This window comes from Chitinophaga vietnamensis, from assembly GCF_902167635.1.
GTDB lineage: Bacteria > Bacteroidota > Bacteroidia > Chitinophagales > Chitinophagaceae > Chitinophaga > Chitinophaga vietnamensis.
The window spans coordinates 242,631-261,364 of record NZ_CABHMS010000006.1 but is presented as its reverse complement, the minus strand read 5'-3'; the positions used below and the strand labels follow the sequence as shown (position 1 = coordinate 261,364).

Here is an 18,734-nt window from a genome sequence, read left to right as displayed (position 1 = left end):
GTTATGGATGTACGTAGGCCCAGCCTTCCTGTTGTTTAATAATCAGTTCGCCGTTGCCGCTGGGAGTGTAGTTGATGAACGGGAACAGTTCGTCTTTCTGGATATTGCGTTCGCGCAGGGTATTTTCGCATTCCACGAGGATCACGCCGCGGGCTTTCAGGTCTTGCAGCAGTGATTCGTAGGGATGATCTTTCCTGAATACCGTTACGCCGCCGCTATGGGCCACCAGCTCAATGGTGAGCTGCTTTTGCAGGCGTGGGTCTTCCAGCGCGTTTTTGATATTGCGGAGGGTGGCACGGATCACTTTGTCGTCGTCGCTATTCAGCTGGTACACGGCGCGGTACTTGGTGGGCTGCTGGCTGCTGGCGGAGTGGATACCGATAGCAGCGAGGAGGCAGCAGAGAAGCAATGTCTTTTTCATTGTATGCTATTTAATGGATTAATGTTGTAATGGCTGGAAAGGTCCGTATTTATGTTGTTTTTCGGAGAAATTATCCGCGTAGGGGCCGAAGGGAAAATCGAATGGCTTCTTGGAGATATCGTGCCAGTCGGCCGATTGGTCCTTATGCGGCCTGGGTTGCGAGTTGATGAAGGCGGCTACATCCCAGGCTTCTGCGTCGCTTAGTTGCGGGTTGTTGTGATCCACGCCAAGGGGCATATTATACTTCACATATGCAGCGAAATTGGAGAGGCGGTAAAGGCCGGCGGCATCGTTGTAACTATGTTCTCCCCATAGTGGCGGATACGTATAGGCGATACCGTTATCCTGCCATTTGCCTTCGCCCCTGGCGCCGTGGCAGCTCTGGCATTTGGTGAGGTATACTATCTGGCCGCTATCGGGGCTGGCGGCGCGCGCAGGGAGGGGCAGCTTTTTGAGGCCGCAGCCTGCGGGCTGTTCTCCTTTGGCAACATTGGCGCCGAGCCATTCCATATAGGCTTTGATGGACTGCATCTCGCGGCTGTTGCTATCCGGTGCGCTGCCATTGAGGCTGCGCTCGAAGCAGTCGCTCACTCTTTTGATAATGCTTTCATTGCTGTTGGAGCGTGCACGGAACTTGGGATAGCAGGAGGCTACGGCGCTGTAGTTATTGCCATAGGCTTTGGTGCCGGCATTGAGGTGGCAGTTCTGGCAGTTCATGCCGTTGCTGATCTGCATTACGCTGCCTTTAGGCCCGAGGTAGCGGGCGGTTTCGCGGATGAGCGCCTGGCCGTAGCGGATACTGTCGCCGCGCGGCCCCGCCGGAATAGAGGCTTCATCCGGCGCCTGCCACAGCTTTACTGGCGGCGGCGTTTTGCTGGTGGTAGCGGTGGCACTGTTACAGAGGTCGGCCCACAGTGTCCGGTAGCATAGGAAAAATGTTTCAAACAATACTACCAGTACCAGCATGAACAGGCAGACAACCAGTTGAAAGACGGTGCGCTTGTAACGTAGAATCTTTTTGTCCTTGTTGGTTTCCATTTCAAATTACAGGTTGGTGATATAGCTGCAAAGCTAGTAGCAGCGAGCACCCCAGTCAAATTACTAATCTTTATCACCAATAACTTTTGGTTATGGGTGGATGTAGAGAAATGTTATAAGGACTTAAAGATATAAAAAAAGGAGCCTTTTTAAAAGGCTCCTTTTTGTTATGATTTTGACAGCGCAGAATTATGACTTAGCTTTCTTCTTGCCTGCGTTTGGATTGTTAGCTTTGTAGCGCATGTCTGGAGTACCGTCTTTTTTCAGCGGACCAGCAGCTTTTGCTTCTTTTACTTCTTTGTTTTCTTTGAAGCGTTTGTCAGGAGTACCGTCTTTTTTCAGGTGCTCACCGGTAGTAGCTGCAGTGGTTTTAGCAGCTTTTACATCAGACTTTGCTTCTGTTTTGGCGGCTTTTACATCAGATTTGGCTTCGGCTTTAGCCGCTTTCGCTTCAGATTTTGCGTGTTCGGTTTTAGCCTTTGCTTCTTTCTTTGCAGCAGTAGCAGCAGCCGGAGCTTGTGCCATGCTTACAGAAATACCCAGAAACAGCGCTAAAATGCCTGAGATGAACTTTTTCATAAAAAGAATGTTTTAGCAAAAATTAAAGATAATTTTCCAACTGTCCGATATTTATTCCAATTTTTTAAGGAAGATTTAATTTTTCTCTACCCACATGCCGTTTTCGCGTATGAGATTGATCAACTCATTCACGGCAACGTCGCTATTTAAACCACGCTTGACAATCTCTTTCCCTCTATAGAGTGTGATCTTGCCCACGCCGCTCCCCACGTAGCCGAAATCGGCATCCGCCATCTCTCCGGGACCATTTACGATACAGCCCATGATAGCGATCTTGACGCCTTTGAGGTGGTGGGTTACCGCACGGATGCGGGCGGTGGTTTCCTGCAGGTCGAACAGGGTGCGGCCACAGGAAGGGCAGGAGATATATTCTGTTTTGGAGATGCGCGTACGGGTAGCCTGCAGAATACCAAAAGCGATGTTGTTAAGCATGGCTTGCTGCGCGGTATCCGTGCCGGTATTGGTTAGCCACAATCCGTCGCCGAAGCCGTCCAGCAGGAGGGCGCCGGCTTCTGTGGCATGGTGGATCAGGTGTTCGTCGGCGTTGGAATGGCTGCTCACGCTGCGGATGATCACAGGCGACAGGATGTGTTTATTCAATAGTTCCGCAAAGAAGCGGCGTACATGCATCATGGCGCTGTTGCCGCTGGCTTCCGCTACGAGCACCGTGCGTGCCGCAAAAGCAGCGTCAGTGAGCTTTTCCAGCAGGGCGCCGATCTCCGGAGCATCCAGCTGCTTGCAAGGCACATTCACGAAGTTGAGCGGCGCCGTGGTAGTAGCCGACAGGTATTCACCGAGAGTGAAGTAAGGAATGTAATGTGCTTTATCGGCAAGTGTTTGCCAGTAGGCGGCGTTCAGCACTACCCGCAGTGTGCCGGGCAAACCGAAGGCGGGCGCCTGGTTGGCGGTGAAAAGATAATCGGCGGCGGCATCTGCGATGTTCCATTTGTCGCTCGGCTCATCATAGGCGTAACCCGCAGCGCTAAGATCGGCAGGCTGTAAGGGGCCATGGTGGCTGTAATCCGCCACTACGACCGGCACTTGTTTGTCGCCGATATTTTCTATGTGAATGCTTTCGCGGCGTTTGTAGTTGAAAGGATCATAGGGAACGTTGACCAGTGGCTCGTTAGCGGCTGGCGACTCGGGCTGGCGGTTGGCGTATCTTTTCACGATGTCGCGGCATACGGGCAATTCAAATTCCGGATCTTCTGTGAGGGATACCCGGATAGTGTCGCCTACGCCGTCTTCCAGCAAGGTGCCGATGCCGATGGCGGATTTGATACGGCCATCTTCACCATCGCCGGCCTCTGTAACGCCGAGGTGGAGCGGATAGCAGTGGCCCAGCTCCTGTTGCATGGTATGCACCAGCAGGCGGTAAGCCTGCACCATCACCTGCGGGTTGCTGGCCTTCATGCTCAGCACAATATTGCGGTAGTGCAGGTCTTCCGCGATACGCAGGAACTCCATGGCGCTTTCCACCATGCCCATGGGCGTATCGCCGTAGCGGCTCATGATACGGTCGCTCAGCGAGCCATGATTGGTGCCGATACGCATGGCGGTACCGTATTCCTGGCAGATCTTCACCAATGGTGTAAATCTCTCCCGGATACGGTCTATCTCTTCCTGGTATTCACTATCTGTATATTCGATCGTCTCGAATTTCTTTTTATCTACATAATTCCCGGGATTGATACGCACTTTTTCTACAATGCGGGCGGCGATCTCCGCGGCATTGGGCGTAAAGTGGATATCCGCTACCAGCGGGGTATGATAGCCCTGACGGCGTAATTCGTTCTTGATGTTGAGGAGATTCTCCGCTTCGTTCTTGCTCGGAGCAGTGATGCGCACGAGTTCTGCCCCGGCTTCAATACACCGGATGGTTTGAGCTACAGTGCCTGCAGTATCCATGGTGTCGGTGGTGGTCATCGTCTGGATACGGATAGGGTGATAATTTCCAATGAGCAGATCCCCGACTTTTACCTCCAATGTGGCCAGGCGCTTGTATTCTGTTAGTGAGTTGCAATAAAGCTGCATACGTTTTTTCGTTTTCCGCAGTACAAAGTTAATGAATGGACAGCGCAATTCTCCCGCTGCCTTAAAGCTACATTAAAATACACGAATGGCCCGGGCTACGCAGGACAAAAGCGCATAAAAGCGTAAATTTGAAACAATTATGCTAGTGAATAAAGGCGCCGACATTCCGTACCAGCATTTACCATATAGCGGACAGTTCAACATATTTCCGCTGGGTGGCTTTTCAAATGAGCTGACCCACCAGCCTCACCGCCATGACCATTTCCAGGTCATCTGGTTCACCAGGGCAGCAGGCCGGCATATGGTAGATTTTGTATGGTATGATGTAGAAGATAACATGGTGTTCCTGCTCCGCCCCGGACAGGTGCACCAGCTGGACTGCACGCGGGAAGGCTATTCCATCATCTTCACTGAAAAATTTTACTTCGCTAACAAGCACGATAAAGAAACGCTGTACGACTTTTCCAATCTTTTCGACAGCTGGCACGGCTATGGACCTATCCGCATCGGCGCTTCTACCACCGCGTCTTTCCTCGGACTTACAGAGCTGATGTTCAGTGAAATGGATCATGAGCCAGACAGTGGCAGCGTCATGAAACATTATCTCAATGCTTTTTTGTTATTGGCAGAGAGAGAAAAAAAACGCAACGCCAGCGAAACCATGATGCCCCTTAGCCACGATAGTCGCGTGGTGCAGCTCCGCCGCCTGATTGAAAAACATTTTCACTGCGAGCACCTCGTAGCCTTCTATGCCAATGCTTTTGCCCTTACTCCCAAACGTCTCAACGAGATCACAAAAGAATCCACCGGGCGTACGGTAACAGAACTGCTGCACGATCGCATCATCCTGGAATCCAAGCGCAACCTGGCTTTCAGCCACAAGAGCGTGAAAGAGATCTGCTATCAGCTCGGATTCGAAGACCCCGCTTATTTCAGCCGCTTCTTCAAAAATAACACAGGCATCTCTCCACAAGATTTCAGGGATATGATGTTCAAATAGTACAAGTCAATGGACGGATTGTCCAAACAAAGTGCATGAACCCCTCACTACCTTTGCGTCACTTATTTGCTCCGCCTTTGCAAACGAACGGCATTTTTAGACGCTATTAACAACAGTATGAACATTTGGAAACCGTTTTTCCTGCTGGCTTTTGCCGTGGGAAACGTTCCGGCAATGGTAGCGGCACAAACCCATCCTCTTACCTTGCAGGAAGCACTAACAACAGGGCTTAACAACTATCAATCGGTAAAAGCCAAAGAGAACTATGCCAAGGCAGCGAGCGAGAACATCAACGTAACAAAAAGAGAGTTCCTGCCCGACCTGAACCTGTCTGCGCAAAATAGTTATGGTACCATCAATGGCCAGAATGGTCCGATGTGGGGTTACAAGGGCTGGACTACCGGCGCTTCCGGGCCTGCATTGCCCAGCCAGAACTGGAATGCCGCCTTCGGAGGCCTTTACCTGGCCAACATCTCCTGGGATGTAGTCACCTTCGGCCGCCGTGTTGCCAAAGTAGATATGGCAAAGCAACAACTCTACAATAGCAACGCCGACCTGGAACAGGAAAAATTTGAACAACAGGTGCGCATCGCGGGCGCCTACCTCAACCTGCTGGCGGCGCAGCGCCTGCGCGGCTCCATGGAATCAAACCTGCACCGCGCACAGGAACTGCAACGCATGATCGTTACCCGCGCGCTCAACGGCCTGCAAGCCGGCGTAGACAGCTCCATCGCCAATGCGGAAGTATCCAAAGCGAAACTCTCGCTGGTAGATGCACTCAACTATGAACAGGCACAAAGTAATAAGCTGGCGGAAATGATGGACGTAACGCCGCAGAACTTTATACTCGATACCACTTTCATCACCAGGATACCGGCGCAAATGATGGAATCCGCTACCACAACGGATTCCGCCACACTCAAACAACAGCCGATCCTGAGGCTCTTCAGCAGCCGCATCTCGCTGAGTGAGGCCAACCAGCGCTTCATCAGCAAAAATGTGATGCCCCGCCTCTCGCTTATGGGCGTGATGCAAACGCGCGGCTCCGGTTTCAACTCCGACTATAACCTCGCGAACCTCAACAGCTATAGCAGCGGCTGGTGGGAAGGCATTCATCCACAGCGCTCCAACTATCTCCTTGGCCTTAACCTGTCATGGACCATCACAGACCTCTGGCGCACGCACTCGCAGGCAGCGCGCCAGCAATACACCACCGAAGGATTGAAGAACGAATATAACCAGACCTATCACCGCTTGCAACAGCAATTGGTATTGTCTGACCAACAGATCGCCAACGCCGTGAAAAAATACAGAGAGGCGCCCATCGGCCTGAAAGCCGCCAGCGACGCCTTTTTGCAGAAAAGCACCCTGTATGAAAATGGATTGAGCAACATCGCCGATCTCTCACAGGCATTGTACAACATCAACCGCGCAGAAACAGATCGTGATATCGCCTACAACGGCGTATGGCAGGCGCTGTTGTACAAAGCGGCCACCGTTGGCGACCTGCAACTGTTTTTAACGCAGCTGTGATCCCGTATCACCGCTATCTATCACGCATTCACTATTCAATCATATGAACCTGATCAGAACGGCATTACAGAAACCGATAGCTATTATGGTAATAGTGGTGGGCCTTTTGTTCTTTGGTATTTCCTCCATGCGGAGCATCAAGATAGATATCTTCCCCGATCTGAACCTGCCCGCGATCTATGTATCGCAGCCCTTTGGCGGCATGTCGCCACAACAGATGGAAGGTTTCATCGCCACCAACTACTCAAATCTCTTCCTGTATGTAACAGGTGTAAAAGATATTGAAGCAAAAAATATCCAGGGCCTCACCATGATCAAGATATCCTTCTATGAGGGTACCAACATGGCGCAGGCAGCTGCGGAAGTAACGGCCATGGCTAATCGTGCCTTTGCTGCGATGCCCCCTGGTACGCAACCCCCGTTTATCATCCGCTTCGACGCTTCCACACTGCCGATCGGGCAGCTCGCATTGAGCAGCTCCACCCGCAGCAACAACGAACTGCAAGATCTCGCGATGACCATCGTACGTCCTTCGTTCAGCCGCATAGCAGGGCTGACATCTCCTGCTCCTTTCGGCGGTAACTCCCGTACCATCGTGATCCACGTAGATCCGCAACTGATGCGCAGCCATAACCTCACACCCGATCAGATCGTGGCCGCCGTCAAGGATAATAACCAGATATCTCCCGCAGGTAACGTGCGTATCGGCGATGTTACCTATCTCACGCCTGCCAACACCGTGATCCGCACTGTGAAAGAGTTTGAGAACATTCCGCTGGTATCCGGCAGCGGTCCTACTATATTCGTGCGCGACGTAGCCAAAGTGGAAGACGCCGCCGACATCACTTCCAGCTATGCCGTGATCAATGGCAAGCGCTCTGTTTATCTTCCCGTAATCAAAACAGCAGACGCCTCTACCTGGACAGTCGTGAACAATCTTAAAAAAGCATTACCGAATATTCAGAAATTATTACCGGAAGATGTGAAAATATCTTTCGTATTCGATCAGAGCGTATATGTAGTGAATGCCGTGAAAAGCCTCATCAGTGAAGGAGTGATCGGCGCTGTGCTCACAGCGCTGATGGTGCTGCTCTTTCTCGGCGACCGCCGTAGCGCCTACATTGTGATCATCACCATCCCGGTATCCGTGATCATCGGTGTGATGTTCCTCAAGCTCGCAGGGCAAACCATCAATATCATGACGCTGAGCGGGCTTGCGCTCGCCATCGGGATATTGGTAGATGAGTCCACCGTAACGATCGAGAATATCCACCAGCACCTGGAGATGGGCAAGCCGAAGGCGCAAGCCATCTGGCATGCCTGTCAGGAGATCGCGTTCCCGAAACTGTTGATCCTGCTGTGTATCCTTGCCGTGTTCGTGCCTTCCTTCACCATGACCGGCGTGCCCCGTGCCATGTTCCTGCCGCTCTCGCTGGCGATCGGCTTCTCGATGATCGCCTCTTACCTGCTCTCACAAACCATGGTACCGGTATTGTCGAACTGGATATTGAAGGCAGATAAATTCAGGCATGCACCGGTGCATCATCATGTACACAGCAGCGATACCCACAAAACAGCCGATTATATTGAAACGGAGCTGGCCAGTGAAAAGTCGCACCAGCAGGACCTTTCACGCTTCGATAAGTTCAAGCTGCGTTTCATGGGATGGCTCGAAAGCCTGATGAAACGCCGCAAACTGGTGATAGGCGCCTATTTCCTGGTGATAGGAGGCGTAGTGGTATTATGTGCAAGTATTATTGGCCGTGATATATTACCTAAACTCAATAACGGACAATTTCAATTAAGGCTCAAGGAGCCAACCGGCACCCGCATCGAACGGACGGAGGCCATGCTTATCAATACGACGGATATTTTGAAGGAGATCGTTGGTGCCAACAACATCGACATTACGTCTTCCTTCATCGGGATGCATCCGTCGTCGTATTCCACCAATCCCATTTACCTCTTCATGGCCGGCCCCAATGAGGCAGTGCTGCAAGTGAATCTAAAAGAAGATTACAAGGTGAACCTGGACAAGCTGAAAGAAAAACTACGGAAACGCATCCACGAAAAGATGCCGGAAGTAACGATGAGCTTTGAACCAATCGACCTCACCGACAAGGTGATGAGTCAGGGCGCCAGCACCCCCATTGAGGTGGCCGTGATGGGTAAAAACCTGAAAGAGAGCAGGCCTTACGCAGAGAAGATCCTCGCTGAAATGAAGAAGATCCCCTATCTCCGCGATGTGCAGCTCAACCAGGCCATGAATTACCCGGCTATCCGCATCAACATCGACCGCGAAAGAGCCGCACAGCTGGGCCTCTCCATCGGAGAGATCGCCCGCTCTCTCACTGCCGCTACTTCTTCCAGCCGCTTCACGGAAAAGAACGTATGGCTTGACGAGAAAAATGCAACATCGTATTTTGTGCAGGTATCTGTTCCGGAAAATAATATGGCCGCAATAGACGACCTCGCCGCGATTCCGCTCAGTAAAGACAAGGCACGCCCATCACTCGGTGATGTAGCCTCCTTGCAACCCGATACCGTAATCGGTGAATACGATCGTATCGGCGCAGTACGTATTATCTCTATCGGCGCCAACATTCATAAGAAAGATCTCGGCTCCGCTACCGAAGCTGTAGAGCGGGCTATCAAACATGCAGGAGAGCCGCCCCGCGGCATCACCGTGGAAAAACGCGGCCTCATGAACCTGCTCGATGAAACGCTCGACAGCCTGCAGGCTGGTCTTGCCGTGGCAATCATCGTGATATTGTTGCTGCTGGCTGCCAACTTCCAATCATTCAAAGTGGCGCTGGTATCTATCAGTACCATCCCGGCAGTACTTGCAGGCTCGCTGCTCATGCTGCTCGCCACTGGCTCCACGCTCAACCTGCAAAGCTACATGGGCATCATCATGTCAGTAGGCGTGTCCGTTTCCAATGCTATCCTGTTGGTGACCAATGCAGAGAAATTGAGGAGAGAAAATGGCGATGCCACACAATCCGCGCTGGAAGGCACTTCCATCCGCTTGCGCCCCATCCTGATGACGAGCATCGCGATGGCTGTAGGTATGATTCCGATGGCTTCCGGCCTCGGCGAAGCCGGCGATCAAACTGCGCCACTGGGCCGCGCCGTGATAGGAGGGCTCATCGCCAGCACCCTGGCATCGGTGTTCATCCTTCCGCTGATCTTCTCCTGGGTACAAAAGAAAGCAACAACAACATCTATTTCACTGGATCCTGAAGATGAAAGCAGCCCGGTGTATGTGCCAGGTCCTAAATATGCCTGATAAAGTAATGATAACTATAACGACTAAACGATCTTTAAATACCATGAATACGATTCATTACAACCCTAAGTTCCGGATCATGACGGCGGCGGCATTACTGCCACTGGGCTTGTTTTTCACCGCTTGCCACAGCACGCATGCGGAAGATGAAAGCGATGTTGCCAGCAATAAGGGTGTACAGGTAAAGACCATACGCCTGCAGAAAAGCCAGCTGGATGCCCAGCTGAAATTACCCGGAGAAGTGAAACCTTTCCAGTTCGCCGACCTCTACGCGAAAGTGAACAGCTATGTGAAAAATGTAAGCGTGGATATGGGCAGCCAGGTGAGCGCCGGCCAGGTGCTTGCTACACTCGATGCCCCTGAAATGAATACGCAACTGCTGGAAGCGCAATCGCGCCTGCATACCAAAGAGGCGATGTTCCGCGCCAGCAGGGCCACTTACGAGCGCCTGCTCAAAACCAGCCGCGTGCCGGGTACGATCTCTCCCAACGACCTGGAAATGGCACTGGAAAAAATGAGCGCCGACAGCGCCGAACTGCTATCCGCCCGCTCTTCCTATCATGAAGTACAACAAATGTTAGGATACCTTACTATTAGGGCGCCATTCAGTGGTGTGATCAGTCAGCGTAATGTGCACCCGGGCACCTATGTTGGCCCGGCGGGTAAAGGCTCCGATAAGCCGCTGTTCCGCCTCGAGGAGCAACAAAAATTACGTCTCGCGATTGCAGTACCGGAAATATATACAGACGATGTGAAAAATGCCTCCCTGGTGCGCTTCACCGTGAAATCCCTGCCAGGCGATACTTTCACCGCACAGGTAAACCGTATCGCGGGCAGCCTCGACACCCGCCTGCGCTCAGAGCAGCTGGAAATGGATATCATCAACAAAGACAAAAAACTGCTCCCTGGCATGTACGCTGATGTACAGGTGCCGCTGCCTGGTAAAAAAGATGTGTACGTTGTGCCTAAATCCGCTGTGGTGAGCAATTCCGAGAAAGTGTTTGTGATCAGGGCCGCCAACGGCAAAGCCGTATGGGTACCGGTAGAAAGAGGCAATGAAGCTAACGGCAAAGTAGAGATCTTCGGCAGCCTGTCGGACAATGACGAGATCGTACAGAATGCCAGCGACGAAATCAAAGAAGGAACGCCTTTACAGGCAACAAAATAATGTGTGTTTGAAGTTTGGGGAGGCGCCTGCCGATTAATTTATAGAGTGATGAATAACGATTAATCAGTCAGGATAAAAGGTAAAGAGTGACCGTTTAACCAGTGTGGGCGCCGACCTCAAATTTCTCACGAATGAATGAAAGATGATGTTACAATTGCGTAACAGTTGTAGGTTTAGGTAAAACGGCCGGAATAATCTTATTCCGGTTTTTTTATTTCATGGGGTAGGGCGCACGGATTTTACCAGTGCTGATCATTTTCAATTTGTGTTGAAGTAATTGTTTACGGAGCGGCGGGAGATAGTCGATCATCAGCTTCCCGTTGATATGATCATACTCATGCTGTATCATGCGCGCAAGATCGCCATGGAAGGCGTTTTCTCGGAATATGAAATTTTCATCTTCATACCGTATTAAAATACTTTCCGGCCGGGAGATGTCTTCCCATATCCCCGGGATGCTCAGGCATCCTTCTGTATCTGTTGTCATCGTTTCACTCTGATCGATGATCACCGGGTTAAGAAAGGCTTGTCTGAAATCATGTGTTTCGCTGTTGATCACAAATAGCCGCAGGGCTTTTCCTAGTTGCGGAGCGGCCAGCCCCACGCCGCCAGCGCGGCGCAAGGTATCCCACATGTCAAGGGTCAGCTGCGGCAGGGCAGGGGTTTGATGAGTAACGGGATCGCATATACGTCGTAGTATGTTGCTGCCATAAGCTACAATAGGTAGTATCATCTTTTTGTTGCAAAGAACGCATCTCGTTATCAATGCAGATAGTAGATTTTGGACACTTGCAGACATCTCCATTAGTGCTACCTTTACGGTATGCCAATAGATCTCCTTGTTCATATTTACCGTCGCCAGCTGTATACGCAGCGGCCGGCTGCTGCGTTGTTGCAGGCCGTAACAGCTTATTGCTGGTATACGCACCGGCAGCAAGAGCGGACATGGGCAGCATTGGATGGACAACCATCGTTGGTGATACTGCTGAGTGATACCACGGTTACTTTCAGCGGCGCATGTCATTTCGTGGTAAGAGACGCTTTCTTCTGTAATGGCGCCTTGCAACAAACTTACATTCATCTCCAGCCGGGCACACGCTTGCTGATCATCCGTTTCACCGCAGATGGGCTATCGAGATTACAGGCGAGAAATGGAACAAAATTGCTGACGGCCGCAAAGGAAGTGTGGGAAGCCTTGCCAGTAGCAGCTTTGCGGCAATTGCGAAATAAACGGGAACAGGCGCGCTTGCTGGATCATTTTCTGGAAGAACAATTACAGAAAGATGTCATGGGCAACTATCTGCTGCAAGCCGCCGTGCAACAGGTGTATGCAGCGAAAGGCAATATCAGCGTGGCAGCGCTGTGCAGCATAAATCGTGTAAACTATAAGTGGCTGGAAAGAAATTTCAGGCAACAGCTGGGCATCACTCCCAAACTATATATTGATAATATCCGTTTTTTACACGCCTACCTGGATATGGCGCTGGAACAGCAATCCCTCACTGGTATTGCGTTAAACAATGGCTATTACGACCAGAATCATTTTATCAAAGCCTGTAAAAGATATACAGGCTGCATCCCTTCTACGATCCGCTGATCACCAGTCTTTTTCAACAGGAACAGGCTGCCCCTTTACTTTCTTGGCTTTGTCCTGCAATTTCTTTTCTTCCTGCGACAAGGCCTGTAACAGGCGTTCTGCCTCTTGCTTGTTCATTTTGCTGGGCTGTGGTTCTGGCTTCTGCTGTTCTTCCTTGTCTTTATCTTTATTCTGATCCTTGTTCTGGTCCTTATTCTGCTGGTCTTTGTTTTTATCCTTGTTCTGGTCTTTATTCTGGTCTTTGTTCTGATCTTTATTTTTGTCTTTGTCTTTGTTCTTGTCTTTTTTGTCTTTGTCGTTCTTGCCGCCGCCACCTTGGTTCTGTTGTTTCTTCAGCATCGCTTGTGCGTAAGCGAGGTTGTAGCGGGCATCTTCATCGGCAGGGTTGATTTTGAGCGCCTGTTTATACGACTTGATACTCTCTTCCCATTTTTTATTCTCCATGAAAGTGTTGCCGATGTTATAATCAGCGTCCGACTTGAGATTGTTCTTATCTGCCAGTTTCAGGCTGTTGGCGTATTGTGCGCGGGCATCGTCATAGCGTTTTTGCTGGTAGAGGGAGTTGCCGAGGTTATAATTGCCGATGGCCGATTGTCCGTTCTTTTCCAGTGCTTTTTTGTAGTTGGCTTCCGCATCGGTGTATTGTTGTTTGCTATACAGCTCGTTGCCTTTGCGGATATATTTATTGCTGCCGTTCTGTGCAAAAGCGGCAAGGCTGCCCAGCAGTGCAACAGTAACCAACATGCAATATTTTATAAATTTTATTTTCATGATCTGTTGAGATGATTACGCCTGGGCAACGGCTGTGCTGGCGGGAATGCGCTTGCGGCGCACTTCCGGGATGAAAAACTCTATCAGCAGCAAGGCCAGGCTCACGCCCAGGAAATATTGAAAATAGCTGTTGTAATCTGTGAAGATGTTTTCACCGAACTCTTTCTGCTCCATGCTATCGATCTTGGCGGCCAGGGTGTTCACCACGTCATCCGTGTTATTATCAAGATGGTCGTAGATGCCTTTGCCGGCCGCAGCGATGCCTTTCAGCTCATTCTCATTGAGTTTGGAGATCACGGTATTGCCTTCACGATCTTTTTTGTAGCCGCCGGTTTCCGGATCGGGGAGCGGAGAGCCGGTAGGAGAGCCGATCCCGATGGTGCTGGTCACTACGCCGTTTTCGAAAGCTGCTTTGGTTTTTGCGATTGCGGATTCGTCATGATCTTCACCGTCAGAGATGAGGATGAGGGCTTTGTGTTTCCGTTCTTTTTTATTGAAAGCATCGTCGGCGGTCTGTATCGCTTGCCCGATGGCGGTTCCCTGTGTGGGTATCATATCCGGGGATACGGTGCTGAGGTACATTTTAGCGGCGGAATAATCCACGGTAAGCGGCATCTGAAGATAGGCGTTGCCGGCAAACACCACCAAACCGATACGGTCATTATCGAGCTTGTCCATCAGTTTGGTGATCAGCTGCTTGGCGCGTGTGAGCCTGTCTGGCTGGATATCCGCTGCCAGCATACTTTTGCTCACATCCAGCGCGATCATCACATCTACGCCTTTGCGGGTGATCTTCTCCATTCGGCTGCCCTTTTGCAGATTGGCGACGCCCAGCACCCCGAAAAAGAAAGCGAGAAAAATGAGCAGGAACTTCAATACGAATAGTTTACGGGAATAGCCGGTAAAGAGTTTCTCCACCAGGGCAGGGTCACCGATGCGGCGTACCGACCGGCGTTTCCACCAGGAAACGGCCAGGAATGCCAGCTGAAGCACCAACAGCAAGGTCAGCGCCCACAAATATTCACTATGCTGAAAACGTAACATATACTTTTTAAGATATCCATTACCGGTAGTAAACCAGGTAAGAACTCAAAAATAATTTTTTTGTCACGTAAACCAAGAGGCAGAAAAAGGGTTTAGGTAATTTTTAACGGATTTACGAAATTTTTGATTTACGGATTTTTTGATTTGATTGGAGCGGAGATGATAACACTGTCCATCTCCGCTCCAATCAAATCAAAAAATCCGTAAATCAAAAAATCCCTAAATGACTACATTTCTCCTTTGAAATATCCTGCATCGGTGAGGATGTTCCGCAGGATATTCATCCGGATGCCGGACATATCGGCATTAGGGTCTTCAGATTCTATGTTGAGCACAAAAAAGCTGGGATGCCTGTTTTCTTCGATCCAGCCTACGATCCAGCCGATTCTCTTTTTACCTGCGTTGCCCAGGCCTGTTTTGTAAGCCAGTTCATATTTGGGTGTTTTCTCCATCAGCATTACGTCGCGCACCTTTTTCATGGCTGTTTTCGAGAAAGGCAGCTGGTCGAAATATAATTTCTTTACAAATCCGAGTTCTTCATCGGGGGAGATCTGAAGGGAATTATCCAGCCAGAAAGTATCGATACGGCTCATTTTCATGTTGCCATATTTTACGGAATCGAGCCACAGCTGCATGGTTTCCTTGCCGATGCGACGGGCTACCTCCTGAAAATAGGGTACTGCAGACACTTTGAAAGCCTGCTGTATGCTGAGGTCTTTGTTCCATTCCGGTATGCTGCGGGTAACGCCATCCCAGGGGATCACCATGCCGGTATCCTTGATGGCGCCGGTTTGTAGCCCTACGAGCGAATTGAATATCTTGAAAGTAGAGGCGGGTAAAAAGCGTTCCTTAGCCCTGTCGAGATTATATACCTTGAACTCGCCCTGGCTGTTGCTGAACAGCATGAAGGTCCCTTCCACTTTGTATTGGGTGAAATATTTTTCCCAGCTTTTTTCCACTTTCACATTGTTGGGGGCACAGGCTGTCAGTGAAAGGCCTATGGCGGCCATTATCCAGCCAAGTCGTTTCGTAAGCTTCATGATTGTAGTGATTTACCAGCTGCAAAAGTAACGTATGAACAGGCAATTGCACAAAAAAAGCCCCGGATCGCTCCGGAGCCTTTATGATTATCACGATGTATGGTTGCTATTTGATCACGCCCAGTTCCTTGCCCACTTTGGTGAAGGCGGCGATGGCTTTGTCCAGGTGCTCCTGCTCATGACCGGCGCTCAGCTGTACACGGATGCGGGCCTGTCCTTTCGGTACTACCGGGAAGAAGAAGCCGATCACGTAGATGCCTTCCTGCAGCAGTTTATCAGCAAACTGCTGGCTCAGTACGGCGTCGTAGAGCATTACCGGCACGATCGGGTGATCGCCGGGTTTGATATCGAAACCTGCTTCGGTCATCTTGGAACGGAAATATTGAGTGTTGTATTCCAGTTTGTCGCGCAGCTGCGTTGTCTCGCTGAGCATGTCCAGTACGGCGATGGAAGCGCCTACGATGCTGGGAGCTACAGAGTTGGAGAACAGGTAGGGACGGCTGCGCTGGCGCAGGATATCGATCACTTCTTTCGGGCCGCTGGTGAAACCGCCGGAAGCGCCGCCCAGGGCCTTGCCCAGGGTGCCGGTGATGATATCTACACGGCCCATTACGCCACGATATTCGTGGGTGCCGCGGCCTGTTTTGCCGAGGAAGCCGGAAGAATGGCTTTCGTCGCTCATCACGATGGCATCATATTTATCCGCCAGGTCACAGATCTTGTCCAGCTGGGCGATGGTGCCATCCATGCTGAAAGAGCCGTCTGTAACGATAATGCGGCTGCGACAGCCTTGGGCTTCCTGGAGTTTGGCTTCCAGGTCGGCCATGTTATTATGTTCGTAACGGAAGCGCTGGGCCTTGCAAAGGCGCACCCCGTCGATGATAGAAGCATGGTTGAGGGCGTCGGAGATGATAGCGTCCTGCTCATTGAAGAGGGGTTCAAATACGCCGCCATTGGCGTCGAAGGCCGCTACGTAAAGAATGGTGTCTTCAGTACCGAGGAATTTGGAAATTTTTTCTTCCAGCTCCCGGTGAATATCCTGTGTGCCGCAGATGAAACGCACACTGCTCATGCCATAGCCATGGGTATCGATGGCATCTTTGGCTGCCTTGATCACTGCCGGGTGCGACGACAGCCCCAAGTAGTTATTTGCACAGAAATTGATCACTGTTTTACCGCCTACCTGTATTTCAGCGCCCTGCTCGGAGGTAATGATGCGCTCTCTTTTATACAAACCGGCTTTGTTGATTTCATCCAGTTCTTCCCGCAAACGGGCCGTAAACTTGCTGTTCATATGGTTTTGCCTGATTTAGAAACGATGTAACAAAGTTAATGGCATTAAAAGTATTACGATTATCTGTCCGTCAGATCACAACAGCCGCTATGGGTAAAAAGTTTTACGGAGGTGTAACATTTAGGAACTGCTCTCCGTCATAGTACTATCATGATGATAAATGCCATGTAAAGGAAAACTGGTCTGTCCGCCATTATTTAAAACAAATGGCTGATCGTCAGTCGAATTCAAAATTCCTACAACTACGAACAGAGGACAGCGGATGATTTTAGTGAAGCATGTGGGAAAAAGATGGACAGGGTCCATGATGGGTATTAAAGTATTTGTCGGACATTAGCACTAAAATCCCCGCGCCACCGGAATGACGGAAAAGGAGTACAATAAATGCGTGGATCTGTATTCGGACAACCTCTTTCGATTCATAGTCAAGAATCTCGAGCATGCGGAAGATGCCAGAGACGTAGTACAGAACGCGTTCGAAATATTGTGGAGACACTGTCAGGATGTGCCTTTTGAAAAGGCCAAGTCATACCTGTTTACAGTCGCGTACCACAATATGATCGACCATGTGCGTAAGGTGAAGCGGATTACATTGGTAGACCAGTTCAAGGAAGAAGAGAAAGTATCAGAACAAAAGGTCAATAATGCGCGGGAAGTGATCGCAGAAGCACTGTCAAGGCTCAGCGAAGTACAACGCTCCCTGATTATGCTGAAAGATTACGAAGGATACAGCTATGAAGAGATCGGTGAGATCATGGAACTGAATCCGTCCCAGGTAAAGGTTTATCTGCACCGGGCACGGCTCCATCTGAAAAATTACCTTGTCAAGATGGAAAATGTAATATGATATTCATATAATTGATAATAAATTATTTTGTCTGTAGATATTAACATATCAAACTACGAATCTTACCTGCTCAGCTTCATCGATGGTGAGCTGAACGGGGAAGAGTTGACGGCGTTGGAAGCCTTCCTCCGGCAGCATCCTGTTATTCAGCAGGAGCTGGACCTGTTGCAGGCCGCCCGTCTCGTGCCGGATGATCAGGTGGTGTTTGATAACAAGGCGGCCCTCTACCGCAGCGAAAGCACGGTGGCGGCCAGCTACGAATCTTTGCTCCTGGGGTATATCGATGGAGAGCTCAGCACAGCCGAAGCGCTCCGCCTGGAAGAATACCTGGCAGCGCAACCTGCCGCCCGCAAGGAATTGGCGCTGTTGCAGGCTGCCAAGCTAACACCCGATACCAATATCACTTTTGGAGATAAAAGTGTATTGTACAGGCATCACCGCAAGCCGGTACGCCTGTATCCCACCATCTGGTGGGGAGCCGCCGCTGCTGTGGTGGCCGGCCTGATCATTTGGCTCCTGCCGCCGGCAAGCCGGCAGCAGCCAGCAGGCCCCGAGCTGGCCCACAACGTAGCGCCGGCAAAGGTTACACCCGCCGCACCGGCAATAACGCCGGCACCCATGGCAGTGGATAACCAGGCAGCTGCCAAAAACGAAATAGCCATTACAGAAAAGAGAAGGCCCGCCATAGCCTCTGCACATAAACATGCACCTGCTCCCGCCCCGGAAACCAGCGCGCCACAAGTGGCCGCCGCTTCAGTAAAATCGCCGGACGCCCCGGTACTGTCGCAGCTGCCGCCCCCACGTAATACCTCCGATGATATCATGGAGAAACGTGTGACCGCCCCGGAACCCGCCGTCAGCAGCATCGCCGTAAATGTTCCCGGTAAAACCGGCGCCGACAAGGAACCCGTACTGGCCACCTCCGCCAACACCAACGCAGTAGCCAGCACCATCCATCCCGCCGCATCCGAAAGCATCAAAGGCGAATTGATTATGTCTGTAAGCGGCAGTGACAGCAAAATACTGGATAAGGTCACCAACGTGGCCAAATTCTTCTCCCGAAGAAAGAATAAATAAAT

The 18,734-nt window shown here is 50.8% G+C and carries 16 protein-coding genes; 7 read left to right on the top strand and 9 right to left on the bottom strand.

Annotated features, from left to right (window positions below):
* Position 1: 1 nt before the first annotated feature.
* From FPG75_RS17610 to ispG, 4 genes are all read right to left on the bottom strand, one after another.
* Positions 2–421, bottom strand: a complete 420-nt coding sequence (locus FPG75_RS17610; RefSeq protein ID WP_143308345.1) for a DsrE family protein — start codon at positions 419–421, stop codon at positions 2–4.
* Between the two features lie 18 nt (positions 422–439).
* Positions 440–1,459, bottom strand: coding sequence for a c-type cytochrome (locus FPG75_RS17605; protein WP_236652824.1), 1,020 nt, complete (start codon positions 1,457–1,459; stop codon positions 440–442).
* A gap of 189 nt (positions 1,460–1,648) precedes the next feature.
* Entirely contained in the window at positions 1,649–2,038 is a 390-nt protein-coding gene (locus FPG75_RS17600) for a hypothetical protein (RefSeq protein ID WP_143308343.1), read from the bottom strand.
* Positions 2,039–2,113: 75 nt separating this feature from the next.
* A complete protein-coding gene (gene ispG, locus FPG75_RS17595) occupies positions 2,114–4,072 on the bottom strand; it encodes a (E)-4-hydroxy-3-methylbut-2-enyl-diphosphate synthase (protein WP_143308341.1) in 1,959 nt (652 codons plus the stop codon).
* Between the two features lie 139 nt (positions 4,073–4,211).
* Here ispG and FPG75_RS17590 point away from each other — a divergent pair, with 139 nt between their 5' ends.
* From FPG75_RS17590 to FPG75_RS17575, 4 genes are all read left to right on the top strand, one after another.
* Complete coding sequence (locus FPG75_RS17590; RefSeq protein WP_143308339.1) at positions 4,212–5,072, top strand: helix-turn-helix domain-containing protein; 861 nt, start codon at positions 4,212–4,214, stop codon at positions 5,070–5,072.
* 117 nt (positions 5,073–5,189) lie between these two features.
* A complete protein-coding gene (locus tag FPG75_RS17585; protein WP_201747979.1) occupies positions 5,190–6,605 on the top strand; it encodes a TolC family protein in 1,416 nt (471 codons plus the stop codon).
* Positions 6,606–6,648: 43 nt separating this feature from the next.
* On the top strand, positions 6,649–9,894 hold the full coding sequence (locus tag FPG75_RS17580; RefSeq protein WP_143308337.1) for an efflux RND transporter permease subunit: 3,246 nt from the start codon (positions 6,649–6,651) through the stop codon (positions 9,892–9,894).
* A 43-nt stretch (positions 9,895–9,937) separates the two neighbouring features.
* Positions 9,938–11,062 carry an efflux RND transporter periplasmic adaptor subunit gene (locus FPG75_RS17575; RefSeq protein WP_161596838.1) on the top strand — a complete coding sequence of 375 codons (1,125 nt, stop codon included), beginning with the start codon at positions 9,938–9,940 and terminating at the stop codon, positions 11,060–11,062.
* Between the two features lie 211 nt (positions 11,063–11,273).
* Here the strand turns inward: FPG75_RS17575 and def are convergent, their stop codons facing one another.
* Positions 11,274–11,795 (bottom strand): peptide deformylase, encoded by a 522-nt coding sequence (def, locus tag FPG75_RS17570; protein WP_143308334.1) that lies wholly within the window; start codon positions 11,793–11,795, stop codon positions 11,274–11,276.
* A 90-nt stretch (positions 11,796–11,885) separates the two neighbouring features.
* Here def and FPG75_RS17565 point away from each other — a divergent pair, with 90 nt between their 5' ends.
* Positions 11,886–12,659: a helix-turn-helix transcriptional regulator gene (locus FPG75_RS17565; protein ID WP_143308331.1), complete on the top strand. Its 774-nt coding sequence runs from the start codon at positions 11,886–11,888 to the stop codon at positions 12,657–12,659.
* On the opposite strand, the gene FPG75_RS17560 is transcribed toward FPG75_RS17565, so the two are convergent.
* The 4 genes from FPG75_RS17560 to kbl form a co-directional block, all read right to left on the bottom strand.
* Positions 12,660–13,403 (bottom strand): tetratricopeptide repeat protein, encoded by a 744-nt coding sequence (locus FPG75_RS17560; RefSeq protein WP_201747978.1) that lies wholly within the window; start codon positions 13,401–13,403, stop codon positions 12,660–12,662.
* A gap of 42 nt (positions 13,404–13,445) precedes the next feature.
* Positions 13,446–14,474 (bottom strand): VWA domain-containing protein, encoded by a 1,029-nt coding sequence (locus FPG75_RS17555; protein ID WP_143308327.1) that lies wholly within the window; start codon positions 14,472–14,474, stop codon positions 13,446–13,448.
* A gap of 227 nt (positions 14,475–14,701) precedes the next feature.
* Positions 14,702–15,514, bottom strand: a complete 813-nt coding sequence (blaOXA, locus tag FPG75_RS17550) for a class D beta-lactamase (RefSeq protein WP_236652823.1) — start codon at positions 15,512–15,514, stop codon at positions 14,702–14,704.
* A gap of 106 nt (positions 15,515–15,620) precedes the next feature.
* Positions 15,621–16,808, bottom strand: coding sequence for a glycine C-acetyltransferase (gene kbl, locus FPG75_RS17545; RefSeq protein WP_143308325.1), 1,188 nt, complete (start codon positions 16,806–16,808; stop codon positions 15,621–15,623).
* Positions 16,809–17,169: 361 nt separating this feature from the next.
* Here kbl and FPG75_RS17540 point away from each other — a divergent pair, with 361 nt between their 5' ends.
* Both FPG75_RS17540 and FPG75_RS17535 read left to right on the top strand, forming a co-directional pair.
* Complete coding sequence (locus tag FPG75_RS17540; RefSeq protein ID WP_143308323.1) at positions 17,170–17,655, top strand: RNA polymerase sigma factor; 486 nt, start codon at positions 17,170–17,172, stop codon at positions 17,653–17,655.
* A 27-nt stretch (positions 17,656–17,682) separates the two neighbouring features.
* Positions 17,683–18,732, top strand: a complete 1,050-nt coding sequence (locus tag FPG75_RS17535; RefSeq protein WP_143308321.1) for a hypothetical protein — start codon at positions 17,683–17,685, stop codon at positions 18,730–18,732.
* The last annotated feature ends 2 nt before the right edge of the window (positions 18,733–18,734 follow it).